Raw genomic sequence first — 13,620 nt, forward strand, 5'->3', positions numbered from 1 at the left:
ACACGGGTCAGCCCTTGGTGGCGCCCGCGGTGAGGCCGCTGATCAGCTGGCGCTCGGCGACGGCGTAGAAGGCCAGCGCCGGGACCATCGAGACGATGACGTAGGCCAGGATCCTGGCGGTGTCGGCCATGTACTCCCCCTGGAACTGCTGGACGCCGAGCGGCAGGGTCCACAGGCTCGGGTCGTTGAAGACCACCAGCGGCAGGAAGAAGTTGTTCCAGCTCGCCACGATCGCCAGGACCGAGACGGTGGCCAGGGCGGGCCGGGCGATCGGCAGCAGCACCCGCCAGAAGAAGCCGAAGGCGGTGCAGCCGTCGATGATGGCGGCCTCCTCGACCTCCCTGGGGATGGACCGGAAGAACGTCCGCAGGATGATGACGGTCAGCGGGAGGCCGAACGCGGCCTGCGGCAGGATCACCCCGAGCGGGTTGTCCAGCAGGCCGAAGGTGCGCAGCAGGACGAACAGCGGCAGGATCGCCACCGCGAACGGGAACATCAGCCCGACGGCGAACAGCGTGAACAGGAACTCCCGGCCCCGGAAGGCGAACCGGGCGAAGGCGAAGGCGGCCATCGCCGACAGCCCCACGACCAGCACGGTGGTCGCGACCGCGATGAACAGGCTGTTGACGAGCTGGCGCCAGAACGCGGCCGAGCCGATCACGTCGGTGTAGTTGCCGGTGACCCACGGGGAGGGCAGGCCCAGCGGGTTGACCGAGAGCTGGTCGGAGGTCTTGAAGCCGCCGAGCAGGCCGTACAGGAAGGGGACCACGATGAAGACGGCCGCCACCCAGATGACCAGGTGGACCGGGAACGTACGGAAGCGGGCGGTCATCGGCGCTCTCCCATGGTGGTGCTGGCCCCCTCCAGGTCCCGGCGCAGGACGAACCGCTGGTAGCCGAGGGCGAAGACGAGGCTGATCAGGAACATGACGACGCTGATCGCGCTGGAGTAGCCGATCTGGGACCGCTTGAAGCCGTACTCGAACATGCTGACGGCCATGGTCTCCGAGGCGTGCGAGGGGCCGCCGCCGGTGAGGATCCAGACCAGGTCGAAGAGCTGGATCGTGCCGATGATGGACAGGAACACGCTGACCCGGATGGTGGGGCCGAGCAATGGCAGGGTGACGTGGCGGAACACCTCCCAGCTTCCGGCGCCGTCGATCCTGGCCGCCTCGCTCAGCTCCCTGGGGATGCCCTGCAGCCCGGCCAGATAGATGATCATGTGGAAGCCGAAGTACTTCCAGGTGATCACCAGGAACAGCGAGAACATCACGGTGTCCGGCTCCGACAGCCAGGACCAGGGCTCCAGCCCCCAGGAGGTGAGCAGCTGGTTGGCCAGGCCCGCCTCGGGCGAGAGGATCAGCGAGAACAGCACGCCGGTGATCGCCTCGGAGAGCATGTACGGCGCGAAGAACAGCAGCCGGTAGAAGGCGCGCCCGCGGATCCGCTGGTTCAGCATCACCGCCAGGCCCAGCGAGAGCGGCAGCTGCACCGCCAGGCCCAGCACGATCAGGATGCCGCCGTTGCGCAGGTCCCCGGCGAAGACGTCGCTCTGGAACAGCCGGGTGAAGTTGTCCAGGCCGACGAAGTTGCCCGGCGGGCCGATGCCGTTCCACTTGTAGAGGCTGGTGTATCCGGCCACCAGGATCGGCGCCAGCACCAGGAGGGTGAACAGGACCAGCGCGGGGAGCACGAACAGGATCGCGGTGACCCAGCCGCGTCCCCGGCGGAGGCCGCTTCCCCGCCCCCGCCTCCCGGCGGGTCCGCCGGGGTGCGGGGCCGGACGCGCGTCCGGCCCCGTCATCGTCGTCGCCGTCTTCATCCGGGCGGCTACTCCGACTCCGACTTGGCCGTCTCGGTGACGGCCTCGACGACCTCCTGCGGCGTCTTGGTACCCCCGATCAGCTCGGCCACCGCGTCGTTGACCTCCTGGCCGACGGCAGGCGGGTACTCCTGGTCGAGGTAGAGCTGAAAACCGCTCGCGGCCGACAGCGTCTCGGAGACCGTCTTGATGTGGGGGTCGGTGACGGCCGCCTCCTCACCCGTCTTGAGCACGGGCAGGACCGCTCCGGCCTTGACGGCCTTGCTGTGGTTCTCCGGCTTGAGCGCGAACTTCAGGAAGTCCAGCGCGGCGGGCGGGGCGTTGACGCCCAGGGCCAGTCCGCCGCCGCCGCCGAACGCGTCGCCCGCGGCGCCCTTGCCCCCCTCCACCGCGGGGAAGGTGAAGAACCCGAGGTCGTCGCCGAGGCCCTTGCCCGCGTCCGCCTGCACGGACGGGGCCCACTGGCCCATCAGCTCCATCGCGGCCTTGCCGTTGCCCATGGTCGCGGCCTGCCCGTCGGGGGTGGAGTAGTCGGCGCCCTGGAAGCCCTTCTGGAACGGCTGGAGGTCGACGAGCTCCTTGAGCCGCTGCCCGGCGGTGACGAAGTCGGGCCCGGTGAAGTCGTTGGTGCTCCCCGCCTGCTTGAGCGCGTCCAGCCCGGCCACCCGCATGGCCAGGTAGGCCCAGTAGTAGTGGCCCGGCCACTTGGCCTTGCCCGCGAGGGCGATCGGGACGGTGCCGTCCGCCTTCAGTTTCCTCACCGCGTCCAGGTACTCGGTCCAGGTGGCGGGCGGGGCGGTGATACCGGCCTTCTCGAACAGCGCCTTGTTGTACCAGAAGCCGACCATGCCGATGTCGGTGGGCAGCCCGTAGGTCTTGCCGTCGAACTGGTAGGCCGACAGGGCCGCCGGGGTGAGGGCTTCGATGACGTCGCCCGCGTCGGAGGACAGGTCCTTCACCAGGCCCGCCTCGATGTGCTGCTTCAGCACGCCGCCGCCCCAGGTGGAGTAGAGGTCGGGTGCCTTGCCCGACTGGGTGAGCGTGGCGAGCTTGGGCTTGTAGGAGTCGTTCTCGATGGCGATGTTCTTGATCGTCACGTTCGGGTGGGCCGCCTGGTAGTCCTTGATGAGGGTGGCCCAGAACCCCTTGAGGGGCTCGGCCGTCGCCAGGTTCCAGAACTCGAAGGTGACCTTCTCCGAGCCGGTGCCGGTGCCGCCGCTCGTGCCGGGCTGGGCCGCGTCGCCGTCTCCGCTCGTACCGCAGGCTCCGAGAAGCAGCGCGGACAACGTCAGAGCCGCCACGCCTCGCCGACTCAGCATGGAGATCCCCTTTCGTGAGGTGGGCTGAAAAGTTTCATATATTCCCCGAATATTTCGTGATCCGGAGAATAGGTAAATTCCCGGTTACGCGTCAATAGCCCCGTGGTAGCGATCCCGGACGGCGACGGCCACCACCGGCGGAGGGCCTCCGAAAGGTTTCAGTTAGTATTCGCCGCATGCCAACCAAGCCGCGCGTGACGATCGCCCTGATCGCCGAGGAGGCCGGGGTCTCCGCGCCCACGGTCTCGAAAGTCATCAACGGGCGGCCCGAGGTCGCGTCCGAGACCAGGCAGCGGATCGAGCGCCTGCTGCACAAGCACGGCTACCAGCGCAGGACCGGCCAGGGCGACGCCCCCGTCGGCCTGGTCGACCTGGTCTTCACCGAGATCGAGAGCCCGTGGGCGATGGAGCTGGTACGCGGCGTGGAGACCGCGGCCCGCGAGGTCGACGCCGGGGTCGTCGTCTCGGTCCTGCACAGCCACGCGGGCCCCGGCAGGGACTGGGTGGAGCGGATCGCCGCCCGGCGCACCGACGGGGCCATCCTGGTCGGCTCCCGGATCAGCGCCGACCAGCACGGCCAGCTGGCCGCCAGGTCCATCCCGTTCGTGGTGGTGGACCCGGAGGGCGAGCCGCCGCCCGGGGTCGCCTCGGTCGGCGCCACCAACTGGAACGGCGGCCTGGCCGCCACCCGCCACCTGCTGGAACTGGGCCACCGCAGGATCGGGATGATCGGCGGCCCCGCCACCATGCTGTGCAGCCGGGCCCGCGTCGACGGCTACCGGGCGGCGCTGGAGACCGCGGGGATCGCGGTGGACCCGGCGCTCATCAGGTACGGCGACTTCCTGGTCGGCTCAGGGCGCGACCACGGCCACGCCCTGCTCGCCCTGGAGGAGCCGCCCACCGCGATCTTCGCGGGCAGCGACATGCAGGCGTTCGGCGTCTTCGAGGCGGCCAGGCAGCGCGGCCTGCGGGTTCCCGACGACCTGTCCGTGGTGGGCTTCGACGACCTGCCGCTGGCCCGGTCGGCGTGGCCGCCGCTGACCACCGTGCGCCAGCCGCTCCAGGAGATGGCGGAGCTGGCCACCCGGATGGTGCTCGGCCTCGACCGCGGCGGGCACGAGCCCCGCCGGGTGGAGCTCGCCACCGACCTCCTCGTCCGCGACAGCACCGCCCCACCGGCCGCCTGACCCCGCCCCCGCCGCCCGCCTCCTCGGCTCCCCGGCCCCTCGGCTCCGCCCCCGGACCTCCGGGCACCCCCCGCCCCGCATCCACACGCTCGACACCGCACATCCGCACACTTGCACACCCGCGCGCCCCGCACCCGCGCGCCCCGCACCCGCGCGTCCGGCTCCCGCTTTCGGCCGCCGACCCCCCGCGCCCCGGTGAAACTCCCCCCTCACGCCCTGACCGGCTGTTGACTGCCGCTCTCGAAACATTTACGGTACTCGACACGAAATGTCTCGGTAATCTTGTGAAACTTTCGGAAAGCGGGTTTCCGCATGTCTCGACATCACAGGGCACTGCTGGCACCGGTCCTCGCGCTCCCCCTCCTCGGAATCAGTCCGGTCGCCATGGAAAACGCTTCCCAGATCCGGGTGGACCACCACCGCGTTCTCCAGAAGATCGACGGCTTCGGCTTCTCGCAGGCGTTCCGGCGCAACGAGCTGGTCCGCGCGCTGCCCGCGGCCAAGCAGCGGGAAATCCTCGACCTGTGGCTCAGCCCCGAGAAGGGCGCTGGGCTCAGCATCCTGCGCCTGGGCATCGGCTCCTCCCCCACCGGCAGCCCGTACGACCTGATGGCCTCCATCCAGCCCGAGGACCCCGGCGGTCCCGGCGCGCCGCCGAAGTACGTCTGGGACGGCGAGGACGGCGGCCAGGTCTGGCTGGCCAAGGAGGCCAGGCGCTACGGCGTGACCCGCTTCTACGCCGACGCCTGGAGCGCCCCCGGCTACATGAAGGACAACGGCTCCGACAGCAACGGCGGCAACCTGCTCCCCGAGTGGCGGCAGGCGTACGCGAACTACCTGGTGCAGTACGCGAAGTTCTACGCCAAGGAGGGCATCAGGATCACCGACATCGGGTTCACCAACGAGCCCGACCTCACCGTCTCCTACGCCTCGATGCGCTTCACCCCCAAGGAGGCCGCCGAGTTCGTCAAGGTGCTCGGCCCCACCGCGGCCCGTACCGGCCTCAAGGTGGTCTGCTGCGACGCCGCCGGGTGGTCCCAGCAGCGCGAGTACACCGCCGCCATCGAGGCCGACCCCGTCGCGCGGCGGTGGGTCGCCACGCACGCCGGGCACCCCTACGTCAGCCCGGTGGACGGCCCGCTGCCCACCGACCGGCCCGTGTGGATGTCGGAGTGGTCGCCCGACGGGACCACCTGGAACGAGGCGTGGGACGACGGCAGCGGCTACGACGGCTTCGCGGTCGCCCAGCAGATCCACGACTCCCTCACCCTGGGCAAGGCGAACGGCTACGTCTTCTGGTTCGGCGCCTCGCGCGGCGCCACCCGGGGGCTGATCCAGATCGACGAGGCCACCGCGACCTACCGCGTCTCCAAGCGCCTGTGGGCCCTGGCCGCCTACAGCCGCTTCGTCCGCCCCGGCGCGGTCCGGCTCTCCGTCGCCACACCCGACCCGGCGCTGAAGGTCACCGCCTTCCGCAACGCCGGGGGCTCGGAGGTCGTCGAGATCCTCAACACCTCCGCCACCCCCGTCACCACCAAGATCACCACCCGTCCCGGCCGGGCCACCGCCTACCTGACCGACGGCGAGCACTCCCTCACCGCCACCCCGCTGGCCGGGCTGCGGCCCGACCGGAGCCTCACCCTCGCCCCCCGTTCCCTGACCACCGTCGTCGTACGGTGACGCGCCCGGTCGCCGTACACCTGACGTCCCTCCCGCGGCCGGGGGCCGGGGGGTCTTCCGCGGCGGGAGGGACCCGGTGATCCGGGTGGCGGTCGCGGGCACCGGCGGCATCGCGGGGATCTGCCACCTGCCCGCGCTGCGCGCCGAGGCGCGCCGGGCGCGGGTGGTGGCCGCCGCGGACGTGGACGAGGCGCGGGTCAGGGCGTTCTGCGCCGAGCACGCCATCCCGGGGGCGTACACCTCCCTGGAGGCGATGCTCGACGCCGAGCGGCCCGATCTCGTCCACCTGTGCACCCCGCCGCACCTGCACGCCGCCCAGGCGGTGGCCTGCCTGGAGGCGGGCGCCTGGGTGTGGATCGAGAAACCCGCCTGCCTGTCGCTGGCCGAGTACGACCTGATCACGGAGGCCGAGGGGCCCGGTTACGCCTCGGTCGTCTCCCAGCACCGGTTCGGCTCCGGCGCGCGGCACCTGCGCGCCCTCGCCCCCGAGCTGGGCCGCCCGCTCGTCGCGCTCTGCGTGACCACCTGGTACCGCGACCACGCCTACTTCGAGGTGCCCTGGCGCGGCCGGTGGGAGACCGAGGGCGGCGGCCCCACGATGGGACACGGCATCCACCAGATGGACCTGATGCTGTCGGTCCTCGGCGACTGGTCGGAGGTCCGCGCGATGACCGGCACGCTGGAGCGCCGGATCGAGACCGAGGACGTCTCGATGGCCGTCGTCCGCTTCGCCTCCGGCGCGATGGCCTCGGTGGTCAACAGCGTGCTGTCGCGGCGCGAGGAGAGCTACCTGCGCTTCGACTACACCGAGGCGACCGTGGAGCTGCGCCACCTGTACGGCTACCGCAACGCCGACTGGACCTCCACCTCACCGCGCTGGAACCCGCCCGCGGACCTGCCGAGCTCGCACGGGGCGCAGCTGGCGGAGCTGCTGGACGCCTACGAGCGCGGCGAGCGCCCGCCGATGAGCGGCCCCGAGGGGCGCCGGGCGCTCGAACTGATCACCGGCCTGTACGCGGCGGCCTTCACCGGCCTGCCGGTGTTCCGCGCCGACCTCGTCCCCGGCCACCCCTTCCACCACCGCCTGGGCGGACGCGCATGGAGCTGACCTTCACCGAGCGCGGCGTCGAGATCCTGCGCTACGTCCACCGGCCCGAGACTCCGCTCTTCGAGTCGCCCAAGCCGTACTTCCACCCGATCAGGACCCTGGCCGGGGACGTGGTGAGCGCCTACCGCCCGCACGACCACCGCTGGCACCGGGGCCTGCAGCTGACCGTCTCGGACCTGTCGGGGGAGAACTTCTGGGGCGGCGGCAGCTACGTCCGCGAGGCCGCCGGGTACGTGGACCTGCCCAACAACGGGACCATGCGGCACGAGGAGTTCCTCTCCCCCGGCGTGGAGCGCCTCACCTGGCACACCCAGGGCGGCGAGCACTGGGTGGACGAGGTACGGGCCTTCGAGGTAAGGGACGTGCGGGAGGACTCGTGGGCGCTGGAGCTGTCCACCGCGATCACCAACACGCGCGGCAGGGACCTGGTGTTCGGCAGCCCCACCACCAACGGCCGCCCGATGGCCGGGTACTGCGGCCTGTTCTGGCGCGGGCCCCGCTCCTTCGAGCACGGGCGGGTGATCGCGGAGGGCGGCGAGGGGCCGGAGATGATGGGCCGGGAGTCGGCCTGGCTGGCCTACACCGGCCGGCACGACGAGGTGGACCGCTCCTCCACCCTGCTGTTCCAGAGCGCCGCGCCCGCCGTCTGGTTCGTCCGTACGACGCCGTTCGCGGCCGTCAATCCCTCCATCGCCTTCCACCGCGAGCTGGTCCTGGCGCCCGGCGCGACGCTGCGGCTGGGCTACCGGATGGTCGTGGCCACCGGCGCGTGGGACCGCCCCCGGCTGGAGGCCTACGTCAGGCGACACCCCTACCCGGAGCGGACGTGACGGCCTCACGCCGCGCCCGGCGGAGGCGTACGGTCGAAGTCCGGCGGAAGCGTACGGCAGGGCGTCAGGCGGGGCGCCCGGCCGAAGGTCGGCAGGAGTTCGGCAGGACGTCCGGCAGGAGCGAGGAGCACCCGTGTTCGGCACCGGCGTGAGCGATCTGACCGTCTACGACTGGCCCGCCGAGGACGGCCTGCGCGGGGGTTCGCCCCACCTGCACACGCTGTGCGCCGAGGCGTACGCCGTGGTGGCCGGTTCCGGCGTCGTGCAGACCCTGACCTGGAGCGGCTACGAGGAGACGGCGCTGGCCGTGGGCGCGGTCGTCCGGTTCACCCCCGGCACGGTCCACCGCCTGGTCAACGGCGGCGGCCTGCGCATCGTGGTCCTCATGCAGAACAGCGGCCTGCCCGAGGCCGGTGACGCCGTCCTGACCTTCCCCCCCGACGTCCTGGCCGACCCCGGCCGGTACGCCCGCGCCGCGCGCTCGGCCCCGCGCGAGCGCCGCGACCTGGCCGTCGAGGGGTTCCTGCGGCTCCGCGCCGGGGGCCGCCCCGGCTTCGCCGCCTTCCTGGAGGCCGCCGCCGGGCTCGTCGCCCCCCGCCTGGACGCCTTCGAGGCCCGCTGGCGCGACGGCCCGCTGCGCGCCGCCGAGGCGACGGGCGCCCAGCTGGCGGCCCTGCGCGCCGGTGACCTCGCCCACCTGCGCGAGGCCGGGGTCACCCGGGTGCCCTCGGTGCCCCGCGACGGCATGTGCGGCCACCTGCTGACCTATCCGGAGGATCCACCCTCGTGATCTCCGTACGGCCTCGGTCCCGGCCGTGCGAAGATCACGAGGGGACACCGGCCACCGGGCGGCGCGGCGGCGCGCGCCGCCCGGTTCTCATAACATCGGGTTCCCATAACGCCTGGCTCTCATAACGCCCGGTTCTCGTGATGGCCCGCGCTTGTGATGGCCGGGGCCGGGGAATGTCGGTGCGATCTTCTAGGCTGGACTCATGGCACGAGCTAACGATGACGTCGCCTCCGCCCTGGAGGAGTACGCCGAGCTGTTCGCGATGAACGGCGGCGACGCGTTCCGGGTCCGCAGTTACCAGAAGGCCGCCAGGGCGATCGCGGGGTTTCCCGACGACATCTCGGCCGTGCCCGTGCGGAGCGTGTCCGGGGTGGGCGAGGCGATCGCCAAGAAGGTCGAGGAATACCTGGAGCGGGGCAGCTTCCGGCAGCTCGACGATCTGCGGGAGAAGGTCCCCCAGGGGGTGCGGCGGCTGACCCGGGTGGCCTCGCTCGGGCCGAAGAAGGCCGTCTTCCTCTTCCAGGAGCTGGGCATCGACTCCCCCGAGGCCCTGGTGAAGGCCATCGGCGAGGGGCGCCTCGACGGCGTCAAGGGCTTCGGCGCCAAGACCGTGGAAAACCTCCTCAAAGGGGTCGAGCACCTGGCCGAGCACAGCGCCAGGATGCACACCGGCACGGCCATGGACCTGGCCGAGCGCGTCATCGCCTCGCTGCCGGGCGCCGAGCGGATCGCCTACGCCGGGTCGCTGCGCCGGATGAAGGACACCGTCGGCGACATCGACATCCTCGTGGTCGGCCCCGAGTCGCTGATGGACGACTTCAAGGCCCAGCCCTACGTCGCGGAGGTCGTCGCCTCGGGGGAGAAGAAGACCTCGATCCGCACCGCCCAGGGCGTCCAGGTCGACCTGCGCCTGATCCCCGCCGAGTCGTGGGGCGCCGCGATGATGTATTTCACCGGGTCCAAGGAGCACACCGTGCACCTGCGGGAGATCATCGTGAAGAAGGGCTGGAAGCTGTCGGAGTACGGCCTGTTCGACGGCGACCGGGTGATCGCGGCCGCGACCGAGGAGGAGGTCTTCGAGGCGCTCGGCATGGAGTGGATCCCGCCGACCCTGCGCGAGGACGGCGGCGAGATCGCCGCCGCGCTCAAACACGAGCTGCCGAAGCTGGTCACCGTCGAGGACCTCAGGGGTGACCTGCACACCCACACCGACCTGACCGACGGGATCGCCACCCTGGAGGACATGGTCGCCGCCGCCGCGGCCCGCGGCTACTCCTACTACGCGGTGACCGACCACGCGCCCGACCTGGCGATGCACCGGATGAAGCTGGACAAGGCCCTGGAGCAGCGCGAGCGCGTCCGCGAGCTGCAGAAGCGGTATCCGAAGACGCGGCTGCTGCACGGCAGCGAGCTGAACATCGCCCCCGACGGCTCGGTCGACTGGCCGGCCGAGGTGCTGGAGGGCTTCGACGTGTGCGTGGCCAGCGTCCACTCGCACTTCAACCAGTCGCGGGCGGAGATGACCCGGCGGTTCGTCACCGCGTGCGAGAACCCCAACGTGCACATCATCGGGCACCCGACCACCCGCAGGATCGGCATCCGCCCATCGGTGGACGCCGACTGGGACGAGGTGTTCCGCGCCGCGGCCCGCACCGGCACCGCGATGGAGATCGACTCCTTCCCCGACCGCTCCGACCTGCCCGCCGACCTGGTGCGGCTGGCGCACCACCACGGGGTGAAGTTCTCCGTCGACAGCGACGCCCACGCGGTCCCGCACCTCGACAACCAGCGGTTCGGCATCGGCGTCGCCCAGCGCGGGTGGCTCACCACCGACGACGTGATCAACACCTGGCCCCTGAAGCGGCTGCTCGCCTTCCTCGGCCGGTGAGCACGGCCCTCAGCGGTCCTCGGCGGCCCCCGTCGGCCCTCGGCGGTTCCCGATCGGCGAGGGCCGGTTCCCGGCCGGTGAGGTGACGGTCTTCCCGCCGGAGGGGTGTCACTTCTCGCGGATTACCTATTTCTCTGGTAGGAAATAAGGGTAGAAGGTGGCGCCGACAACCCATGGGCGCGTATCACCTTTGAAAAAGATCGTCGGGATGACCCTGTCCAGAAGGCGTGCCTACCGTGTGAAATGGGAAGGTTACGGAAAGTGATGATCGGTGGGTCTCCGTACCTCGCCGAGGAGACGTCCGAGAAACGCCGGAGGTCCTACGGAGGAAACGAGAGGGAAACGTGCCGACGTGATGATGGCAATACGTGTTCTCCGATTCCTCGTATTTCCCGCCAGGAGGCCTGACCGATGCGCCAGCTGACCGCGCTCGACGCGCAGTTCCTTCACGCCGAATCGGCGACCACGGCGGCCCACGTGGCGGGGCTCGCCATCCTCGACCCCACCTGCTCCCGGCTGGGGGCCCTCACCCGCGAGTGCCTGGTCGGGCTGCTCCGCGAGCGCCTGCACCTGGCCCCGGCGCTGAGGCTGCGCCTGGCCACCGTGCCGTTCGGCCTCGACCGGCCGTACTGGACGGAAGACCCCGATCTCGACGTCGCCGGCCACGTCCACGAGGTGACCCTCACGGGCCCCGGCGACGACGCCCAGCTCGCCGAGAAGGTGGCCAGGATCCACGAGCGGCGCCTCGACCGGGGCCGCCCGCTGTGGGAGATGCACCTCATCCACGGCCTGACCGGCGGCCGGGTCGCCCTGTACGCCAAGGTCCACCACTGCGCCATCGACGGGGTGTCGGGGGCGGAGCTGCTCGCGGCGCTGCTGGACCTGACCCCCGAGCCCCGCGCCGTCGAGCGGCCCGCGCCCGAACCGCGGACCACCGCCCCCGGCCTGGCCGGGATGCTCGCCGGGGCGGTGGCCAGGACGGTGCTGCAGCCCGCCAGGACGCTGTACTCCCTGGGCCGCATGGCGGCCGAGCTCGACACGATGCCGCTGACCTCGGCCCTGCCCGGGGCCCGGCAGGTGGCCGCCGCCACCCGGATGATCGCGGGGAGGGCGCCGGAGCCGTCGGAGCCCGCGGAGCCGCCCATGCTGACCGCGCCGCGCACCCCGTTCAACGGCCCGATCGGCGCCGAGCGGCGCTTCTCCTACGGGTCGATCCCGCTCGCGGACGTCAAACGGGTCGCCAAGAGCGCGGGGGCCAGCGTCAACGACGTGGTCATGACGCTGTGCGCCTCGGCCCTGCGCGCCTGGCTGCACGAGCGCGACGCGCTGCCCGACCGGCCGCTGATCGCCGCGGTCCCGGTCGCGGTCCGCACCGCGAGCGCGCGGGACGTGGTCGGCAACCAGATCTCCGTCATGGTCACCCCGATCCCGACCGACCTGGCCTGCCCCCGCGAGCGGCTGCGCGTCATGGCCGGGACGATGCTCTCCGCCAAACGGCGCTTCGCCGGTGCCCCCACGGCCTGGCTGGGCGAGCTGTCGTCGATGCTGCCCTCGGCCATCACCGCGCTGGCGACCTCCGCGGTGTTCCGGCTGGCCTCGATCGTGCTGCCGCCGATCAACCTGATCGTCTCGAACGTGCCGGGGCCGCAACTCCCGCTGTACCTGTGCGGGGCCAGGGTGCTGGCCTACCACCCCATGTCGGTGCTGACCGACGTGAGCGGCGGGGTCAACATCACCTGCTTCTCCTACGACGGCTCGCTCGACTTCGGCATCCTGTCCTGCCCGGACCGGGTGGCCGACGTGTGGCGGCTCATGGGCCACCTGCGGGCGGCCATGGACGAGCTGATGGAGCAGATCGAACCGGCCATACCGGCCACACCGGCCGTGCCGGCCAGGCGGATCGACCCGGTGGGGCGCCCCCTGCCGGTCAGGGAGATGGTGCCCGCCTGAGCGCGGCGCGGGAGGAGGAACGGATGCCGGCCCACGGAACAACGACGATCATCGCCGATGCCCCGCAACCGCGCGATTGGTCAAGAAATAGAGTTGGCCCATGAGCTTTTCTGAGCTGAACCTGTTCCCTCTCTGCCTTGGCGGCAACGTATTCGGCTGGACCGCCGACCGGGACGACTCCTTCGCCGTCCTGGACGCCTACGCGGAGGCGGGCGGAAACTTCATCGACACCGCGGACACCTACTCCTCGTGGGTTCCCGGGCACGTCGGCGGGGAGTCGGAGACCGTGATCGGCGAGTGGATGGCCTCTCGCCGCAACCGCGACCGGATCGTGGTGGCGACCAAGGTGGGCTCCATGCCCGGCCGCACCGGCCTGTCGGCGACCAACATCCGCGCGGCGGCCGAAGACTCGCTGCGGCGGCTGCGTACGGACCACATCGACCTGTACTGGGCCCACATCGACGACGCGACCACCCCGCTGGAGGAGACCCTCGGCGCCTTCGACGAGCTGGTCACCGAGGGCAAGGTCCGCAACATCGGCGCCTCCAACTACAGCGCCGAACGGCTCGCGCAGGCGCTCACGATCTCCGAGGAGGCCGGTCTGGCCCGGTACGGGGTGCTGCAGCAGCACTACAACCTCATCGAGCGCGACTACGAGGGCGAGCTGCGCGACGTGGTGACCGAGGCGGGACTCACCAGCACCCCGTACTTCGGCCTGGCCATGGGGTTCCTGACCGGCAAGTACCGCGCCGGGGTCACGGTGGACAGCCCGCGCGCGGGCCGGGCGGCGGAGTACCTCACGTCGGAACGCGGCCCGCGGGTGCTCGACGCCCTGGACAAGGTGGCCGCCGCCCACGGCGCCGCCCCGGCCACCGTCGCGCTCGCCTGGCTGGCCGCCCAGCCCACGGTCGCCGCGCCGATCGCCAGCGCCCGCAACGTCGAGCAGCTCCGGCCGCTGCTCGCGGTCGCCGGTCTGACGCTGTCGGCGGACGAGCTCGCCCTGCTGGACGAGGCCTCCCGGTAGGGCCTCCCGGGCAGAGGCGCCCG

11 protein-coding genes are annotated in these 13,620 nt (G+C 71.5%); 8 read left to right on the forward strand and 3 right to left on the reverse strand.

What is annotated here, in order from left to right:
* Positions 1-7: 7 nt before the first annotated feature.
* From ACW9TB_RS14150 to ACW9TB_RS14160, 3 genes are read right to left on the reverse strand one after another with little or no spacing between them, the layout of a single operon-like run.
* On the reverse strand, positions 8-832 hold the full coding sequence (locus ACW9TB_RS14150; protein ID WP_472748452.1) for a carbohydrate ABC transporter permease: 825 nt from the start codon (positions 830-832) through the stop codon (positions 8-10).
* Positions 829-1,821 carry a carbohydrate ABC transporter permease gene (locus ACW9TB_RS14155; RefSeq protein WP_472748453.1) on the reverse strand — a complete coding sequence of 331 codons (993 nt, stop codon included), beginning with the start codon at positions 1,819-1,821 and terminating at the stop codon, positions 829-831. The genes ACW9TB_RS14150 and ACW9TB_RS14155 overlap by 4 nt, the downstream gene beginning before the upstream one ends.
* Positions 1,822-1,829: 8 nt before the next feature.
* Positions 1,830-3,140, reverse strand: coding sequence for an extracellular solute-binding protein (locus tag ACW9TB_RS14160; protein ID WP_472748454.1), 1,311 nt, complete (start codon positions 3,138-3,140; stop codon positions 1,830-1,832).
* A 176-nt stretch (positions 3,141-3,316) separates the two neighbouring features.
* Here ACW9TB_RS14160 and ACW9TB_RS14165 point away from each other — a divergent pair, with 176 nt between their 5' ends.
* The 8 genes from ACW9TB_RS14165 to ACW9TB_RS14200 all read left to right on the forward strand — a co-directional run bounded on the left by ACW9TB_RS14165 (position 3,317) and on the right by ACW9TB_RS14200 (position 13,597).
* Positions 3,317-4,327, forward strand: coding sequence for a LacI family DNA-binding transcriptional regulator (locus ACW9TB_RS14165; RefSeq protein ID WP_472748455.1), 1,011 nt, complete (start codon positions 3,317-3,319; stop codon positions 4,325-4,327).
* A gap of 384 nt (positions 4,328-4,711) precedes the next feature.
* Complete coding sequence (locus tag ACW9TB_RS14170) at positions 4,712-6,007, forward strand: glycoside hydrolase family 30 protein (protein WP_472748456.1); 1,296 nt, start codon at positions 4,712-4,714, stop codon at positions 6,005-6,007.
* Between the two features lie 79 nt (positions 6,008-6,086).
* Positions 6,087-7,115 (forward strand): Gfo/Idh/MocA family protein, encoded by a 1,029-nt coding sequence (locus ACW9TB_RS14175; RefSeq protein WP_472748510.1) that lies wholly within the window; start codon positions 6,087-6,089, stop codon positions 7,113-7,115.
* Entirely contained in the window at positions 7,106-7,945 is an 840-nt protein-coding gene (locus tag ACW9TB_RS14180; RefSeq protein ID WP_472748457.1) for a DUF6807 domain-containing protein, read from the forward strand. Before ACW9TB_RS14175 ends, ACW9TB_RS14180 begins: the two co-directional genes overlap by 10 nt.
* A 133-nt stretch (positions 7,946-8,078) precedes the next feature.
* Positions 8,079-8,735 carry a cupin domain-containing protein gene (locus ACW9TB_RS14185; RefSeq protein WP_472748458.1) on the forward strand — a complete coding sequence of 219 codons (657 nt, stop codon included), beginning with the start codon at positions 8,079-8,081 and terminating at the stop codon, positions 8,733-8,735.
* Positions 8,736-8,937: 202 nt separating this feature from the next.
* Positions 8,938-10,623, forward strand: coding sequence for a DNA polymerase/3'-5' exonuclease PolX (gene polX, locus ACW9TB_RS14190; protein ID WP_472748459.1), 1,686 nt, complete (start codon positions 8,938-8,940; stop codon positions 10,621-10,623).
* Between the two features lie 411 nt (positions 10,624-11,034).
* Positions 11,035-12,573, forward strand: coding sequence for a WS/DGAT/MGAT family O-acyltransferase (locus tag ACW9TB_RS14195; RefSeq protein ID WP_472748460.1), 1,539 nt, complete (start codon positions 11,035-11,037; stop codon positions 12,571-12,573).
* Between the two features lie 100 nt (positions 12,574-12,673).
* On the forward strand, positions 12,674-13,597 hold the full coding sequence (locus tag ACW9TB_RS14200) for an aldo/keto reductase (protein ID WP_472748461.1): 924 nt from the start codon (positions 12,674-12,676) through the stop codon (positions 13,595-13,597).
* Positions 13,598-13,620 lie beyond the last annotated feature (23 nt).

The sequence above is a fragment of the Streptosporangium sp. H13245 genome, from assembly GCF_055690525.1.

Excerpts from the sequence above, each read along its gene's own strand:
- ACW9TB_RS14150 (WP_472748452.1), bottom strand. The coding sequence starts at position 832 with ATGACCGCCCGCTTCCGTACGTTCCCGGTCCACCTGGTCATCTGGGTG.
- ACW9TB_RS14155 (WP_472748453.1), bottom strand. The coding sequence starts at position 1,821 with ATGAAGACGGCGACGACGATGACGGGGCCGGACGCGCGTCCGGCCCCG.
- ACW9TB_RS14160 (WP_472748454.1), bottom strand. The coding sequence starts at position 3,140 with ATGCTGAGTCGGCGAGGCGTGGCGGCTCTGACGTTGTCCGCGCTGCTT.
- ACW9TB_RS14165 (WP_472748455.1), top strand. The coding sequence starts at position 3,317 with ATGCCAACCAAGCCGCGCGTGACGATCGCCCTGATCGCCGAGGAGGCC.
- ACW9TB_RS14170 (WP_472748456.1), top strand. The coding sequence starts at position 4,712 with ATGGAAAACGCTTCCCAGATCCGGGTGGACCACCACCGCGTTCTCCAG.
- ACW9TB_RS14180 (WP_472748457.1), top strand. The coding sequence starts at position 7,106 with ATGGAGCTGACCTTCACCGAGCGCGGCGTCGAGATCCTGCGCTACGTC.
- polX (WP_472748459.1), top strand. The coding sequence starts at position 8,938 with ATGGCACGAGCTAACGATGACGTCGCCTCCGCCCTGGAGGAGTACGCC.
- ACW9TB_RS14195 (WP_472748460.1), top strand. The coding sequence starts at position 11,035 with ATGCGCCAGCTGACCGCGCTCGACGCGCAGTTCCTTCACGCCGAATCG.
- ACW9TB_RS14200 (WP_472748461.1), top strand. The coding sequence starts at position 12,674 with ATGAGCTTTTCTGAGCTGAACCTGTTCCCTCTCTGCCTTGGCGGCAAC.